This is a genomic window from Terriglobus sp. YAF25, assembly GCF_052113305.1.
In the GTDB taxonomy this organism is placed as follows: domain Bacteria; phylum Acidobacteriota; class Terriglobia; order Terriglobales; family Acidobacteriaceae; genus Terriglobus.
This window is the reverse complement of the sequence record NZ_JBFRCY010000651.1, coordinates 1-4158: the sequence shown is the minus strand read 5'-3', so window position 1 is coordinate 4158 and position 4158 is coordinate 1. Positions and strand designations below refer to the sequence as shown.

At 58.4% G+C, this 4158-nt stretch carries 5 protein-coding genes; 4 read left to right on the top strand and 1 reads right to left on the bottom strand.

Features of this window, described 5'->3' with window-relative positions:
- The 3 genes from AB4043_RS21805 to AB4043_RS21795 form a co-directional block, all read left to right on the top strand.
- The coding region (locus AB4043_RS21805; RefSeq protein ID WP_442301836.1) for an integrase core domain-containing protein at nucleotides 1-137 on the top strand (137 nt) is incomplete at its 5' end.
- A gap of 336 nt (nucleotides 138-473) precedes the next feature.
- The gene (locus AB4043_RS21800; RefSeq protein ID WP_442301653.1) at nucleotides 474-842 is read left to right on the top strand and encodes a response regulator; all 369 of its coding nucleotides are present in this window, start codon (nucleotides 474-476) and stop codon (nucleotides 840-842) included.
- A gap of 6 nt (nucleotides 843-848) precedes the next feature.
- Entirely contained in the window at nucleotides 849-1127 is a 279-nt protein-coding gene (locus AB4043_RS21795) for an Hpt domain-containing protein (RefSeq protein WP_442301654.1), read from the top strand.
- 245 nt (nucleotides 1128-1372) lie between these two features.
- On the opposite strand, the gene AB4043_RS21790 is transcribed toward AB4043_RS21795, so the two are convergent.
- Nucleotides 1373-2287: a glycoside hydrolase family 88/105 protein gene (locus AB4043_RS21790; protein WP_442308072.1), complete on the bottom strand. Its 915-nt coding sequence runs from the start codon at nucleotides 2285-2287 to the stop codon at nucleotides 1373-1375.
- A 136-nt stretch (nucleotides 2288-2423) separates the two neighbouring features.
- Here AB4043_RS21790 and pgm point away from each other — a divergent pair, with 136 nt between their 5' ends.
- Entirely contained in the window at nucleotides 2424-4061 is a 1638-nt protein-coding gene (pgm, locus tag AB4043_RS21785; RefSeq protein ID WP_442301656.1) for a phosphoglucomutase (alpha-D-glucose-1,6-bisphosphate-dependent), read from the top strand.
- Nucleotides 4062-4158 lie beyond the last annotated feature (97 nt).

The window sequence follows — 4158 nt, the reverse complement described above, 5'->3', positions numbered from 1 at the left end:
CGGCTCACTGGGAAAACTCAGAACAAAGAGACACCCAACTCGCCCCTTGGACAGACTTCTACAACCAACAAAGACCTCATGCTAGCCTCAACCTACGCCCGCCCATCAGCAGGCTCCAGATGTCAACAACCTCTTGACCTCCTACAGGTATCCCGAAGACAGGGAGGATGCTCTATCGTGACTTCCGTGGGCCTAGTTGGCCAAAGATTACATCCTGGTGATAACCGGGCAGCAATCGCTTGCTAAGGTCATTCGCAAGAGGGACAGAAAGAGTCCCCCGGCACGTGTCAGTTTCCACCTCGCGGAGGGGTTACCCATGCACGACCTGATTGTCGCTTTTGCCCTCGCCACCATGCTGCTTGCTCCCTGCCTTATCACCTTCAACAGCAACGACGAAGACCCTCACGACACCTGTATGAAATAGGCCGCAAGTATCTTGCGCCTGTGGCCCCGCGCCTGTACTCTTTCCCCCAGTGCCACGCATCCTCATCATTGACGATGAAGACGACATCCGGGAGGTCGCCTCGCTTGCCCTCGAAGCTACCGCCGGATGGGAGATTCTTACGGCCTCCAACGGGCAGGAAGGCATCCAGCGCGCCGCGCAGGAGAAGCCCGACGCCATCCTGATGGACGTAATGATGCCCGGCATGGATGGGCCCACAACCTTCAAGGCCATGCAGGAGAATCCTGAAACAGCGGGTATTCCAGTCATCCTGCTTACGGCCAAAGTACAGGGCGTGGATCAGCGCCGCTTTGCCGGCCTCGGTGTCACCGCGGTACTCTTCAAACCCTTTGATCCCATGACCCTCGCCGACCAGATGGCTGAGGCCCTTGGCTGGTAGGTATCGATGTCGACTGCCCAGGAAAAGACCTCTGCTCTCATCGCCGCGCTGTGGCAGAAGAACCGGCCAATTGTGGAAGAGCGTGTCGCCGTGCTCGGAGCAGACAATGCGGACCACACAGCAATGCTCGAGGCCGCACACAAGCTCTCCGGGGCGCTTGGTATGTATGGATTTCCGGAGGCTTCGGCAATCGCGTCGCAGATCGAATCTGCTCTTCGATGCGGTGACGTGGCGCACATCCCGCAGCTTGTAATCGCATTGCGGGCTGCGATTCCGCCAAGCTAGGACTAGCTATACACTGGGTGCCCCATTCACGCGCCAGCGTGAGTGGGATCTTCGAGCGTAGCTCGAACCGCTTTTCCTGCCTCCTGAAGCATTGAACCGAGCCACATCCCACCCATTGCGCTGCAATGGATGGGGCACCCAGTGTGTGGGTCATCAAATTACAAATGCGAATAGCCCGCTAAGCAGGTCCTTCACGAATCACCCCAGCGAACAGGATGACAACGAGAGACGAGACAGGGATAGAGCTACCGGATGCGCTCCATCTCGCTGCCTGCCATCAGGAACGCGCCAATTCCCTTCAGATCGTCGGCTACTGTCCTCTCATGGATGTAGTAGTCGTACGTCCCGTCCAGGACATCCCACCAGACACCGGTCTTCCGGTCCTGCACCTTCTCGAGCGCGGCGACACAGTCGTTCAGATCCTTTACCAGAACTGCCTGCTTGGGATGATCCTTCGGGAAGTACTCCAGGACATCGACAAGAGCTACGACGTACCAGCCCATTGCGCGAGCCCAGAACTCTTTCGAGCGCCCTGTCTTCGAATCGGACCAGCGTTCCTTCCGGCTCTCATCCCAGCCGTGATACATCAGCCCCGTCTTGGGATCGCGCAGATGTTCATCCATCAGCAGGAACTGCTTCGCGATGTCGTCCCACGCTGCCGTGTCATCGAAGGTCGCAGCGTACATGGCATAGAAGGGCTCGGCCATGAAGGCGCCGTCCAGCCACATCTGGTTCGGGTAAATCGCCTTGTGCCAGAAACCACCGCTCGGGGTTCTCGGTTGCTCGTCGAGCTGCGCACGGACGAAGCGAGCCACTGTCTCGTACTTCTTGTCCTTGGTCTCGCGATAGAGCATCAGGGCGGCGCGGCCCATCTCCAGATTGTCCAGCGAGTGCGCATCGGACTTGAAGCCTTTGATCGTTCCATCCTCGGTGATCAGTGCATCCACCGTTTGCTTCACGTAATCGAAGTACTTCTCATCGTTGCTAGACCTCCACTCGGCCGTCAGGCCGTCCAGCATCGTGCCCTCTTCATAAACCCAGCGCGGCGTGGGGTTCCGGCGGATCACCGCGTCTGCCATCTGGCGCGAAGGAGATGCCTGTCCAAACGCCACCCCGGCGAGCAAAATCAGCGGTAAAGCGAGCTTCGAACCACATTTCATATGCCTTGCCAGCATACAGGATTGGTCAGACCGATTTACAGGTGCGTCTGCTCCCAGAGAAACCCGTTCACAGGAAAATGACGCAGATGCAGAAGCGTCTTCCATCCCGGGCGGCAACTCTGTCATCCTTGCTTCTATGACCAACGTGTTAGCTGGCAAGCCTGCTCCGGAATCGATTCTCGTCAATGTCCCACGGCTCATCACGGCCTACTACACACAGAAGCCAGACGTCTCCAATCCTGCTCAGAAGGTCGCCTTCGGAACCAGCGGACATCGCGGTTCCAGCCTGCACTCCAGCTTCAACGAAGACCATATCCTCGCTATTACCCAGGCCATCTGCGAGTTCCGCAAGAATGAAGGCACGACCGGTCCCCTGTTCCTCGCGGCCGACACGCATCCGCTCTCCGATCCCGCATGGGCCTCTGCGCTTGAAGTGCTGGCAGCCAATGGCGTGGAGACGATGATCGACTCCGAACAGGGCTACACTCCCACTCCTGCTCTTTCGCATGCCATCCTGGTCTACAACGCTGGTAAGACCTCCGGCCTCGCAGATGGCATCGTCATCACGCCATCGCATAATCCACCTGAGGATGGCGGCTTCAAATACAACCCACCCAGTGGCGGTCCAGCCGACACTACGGCTACGAAGTGGATCGAGAATCGCGCGAATGAGCTTCTTGCCTCCGGCCTCAAAGGTGTTCAGCGCATCTCACTAACAAAAGCGCTCGCCTCTTCCACGACGCACAAACATGACTTCGTCAGCGAATATGTCGACGACCTCGGTTCAGTACTCGATCTTCGTTCCATCGCGTCCTCGGGTCTCATCTTTGCGGTCGATCCTCTCGGAGGTGCAGGCGTTGCTTACTGGCCTCGCATCGCGGAGAAGTTCAAGCTGCCGCTCACCGTACTCTCGCGGACAGTCGACCCAACCTTCCGCTTCATGACCTGCGACTGGGACGGCAAAATCCGCATGGACTGCTCTTCTCCCTACGCCATGGCCTCACTCATTGCCGGCAAAGACCGCTTCGATGTCACTTTTGCCTGCGACACCGATCATGATCGCCACGGCATCGTGACCCGCAGTTCGAGTCTGCTGAATCCGAACCACTATCTCGCGGTGTCCATCCAATACCTTTTCACGCATCGACCGCAGTGGAGTGAGAAGGTCGGTATCGGCAAGACGCTGGTCTCTTCATCGATGATCGACCGCGTCGCCGCGGGACTCAAGCGCCCCATGCTGGAGGTCCCCGTAGGCTTCAAGTGGTTCGTCGACGGCCTGGTAAACGGCACGCTTGGCTTCGTCGGTGAAGAGTCCGCCGGCGCCAGCTTCCTGCGGCAGAACGGCTCGGTGTGGTCCACCGATAAGGACGGGCTCATCCTTGGCCTGCTCGCCGCGGAGATGACCGTTCGCACAGGAAAGGATCCGGGACAGCTCTATGCCGAACTCACCGCGAAGTACGGCTCGCCGGTGTATCAGCGCATTGATGCTCCCGCAAACCGCGAACAGAAGGCCAAACTGGGTAAGCTGAATCCCTCGCAGGTCACCAGCAAGGAGCTGGCCGGTGAGGCTATCACCGCGGTTCTCACCGAAGCCCCCGGAAACAAGGCGGCCATCGGCGGTCTTAAGGTCACAACGGAGAACGGCTGGTTCGCCGCACGTCCCTCCGGAACGGAAGATGTCTACAAGATCTACGCCGAGAGCTTCAAAGGCGAAGCACATCTGAAGCAGATTCAGCGCGAAGCACAAGAGCTGGTGACGGCCGCGATCAGCTAGCAACTTCTCGACAATCCTCGGCGAAACGGAATTCGCTGAGGATTGTCTTTTAAAAACATGAGTCGTTTCAACTTCGCGCGCAGCGGCACACCAGGCT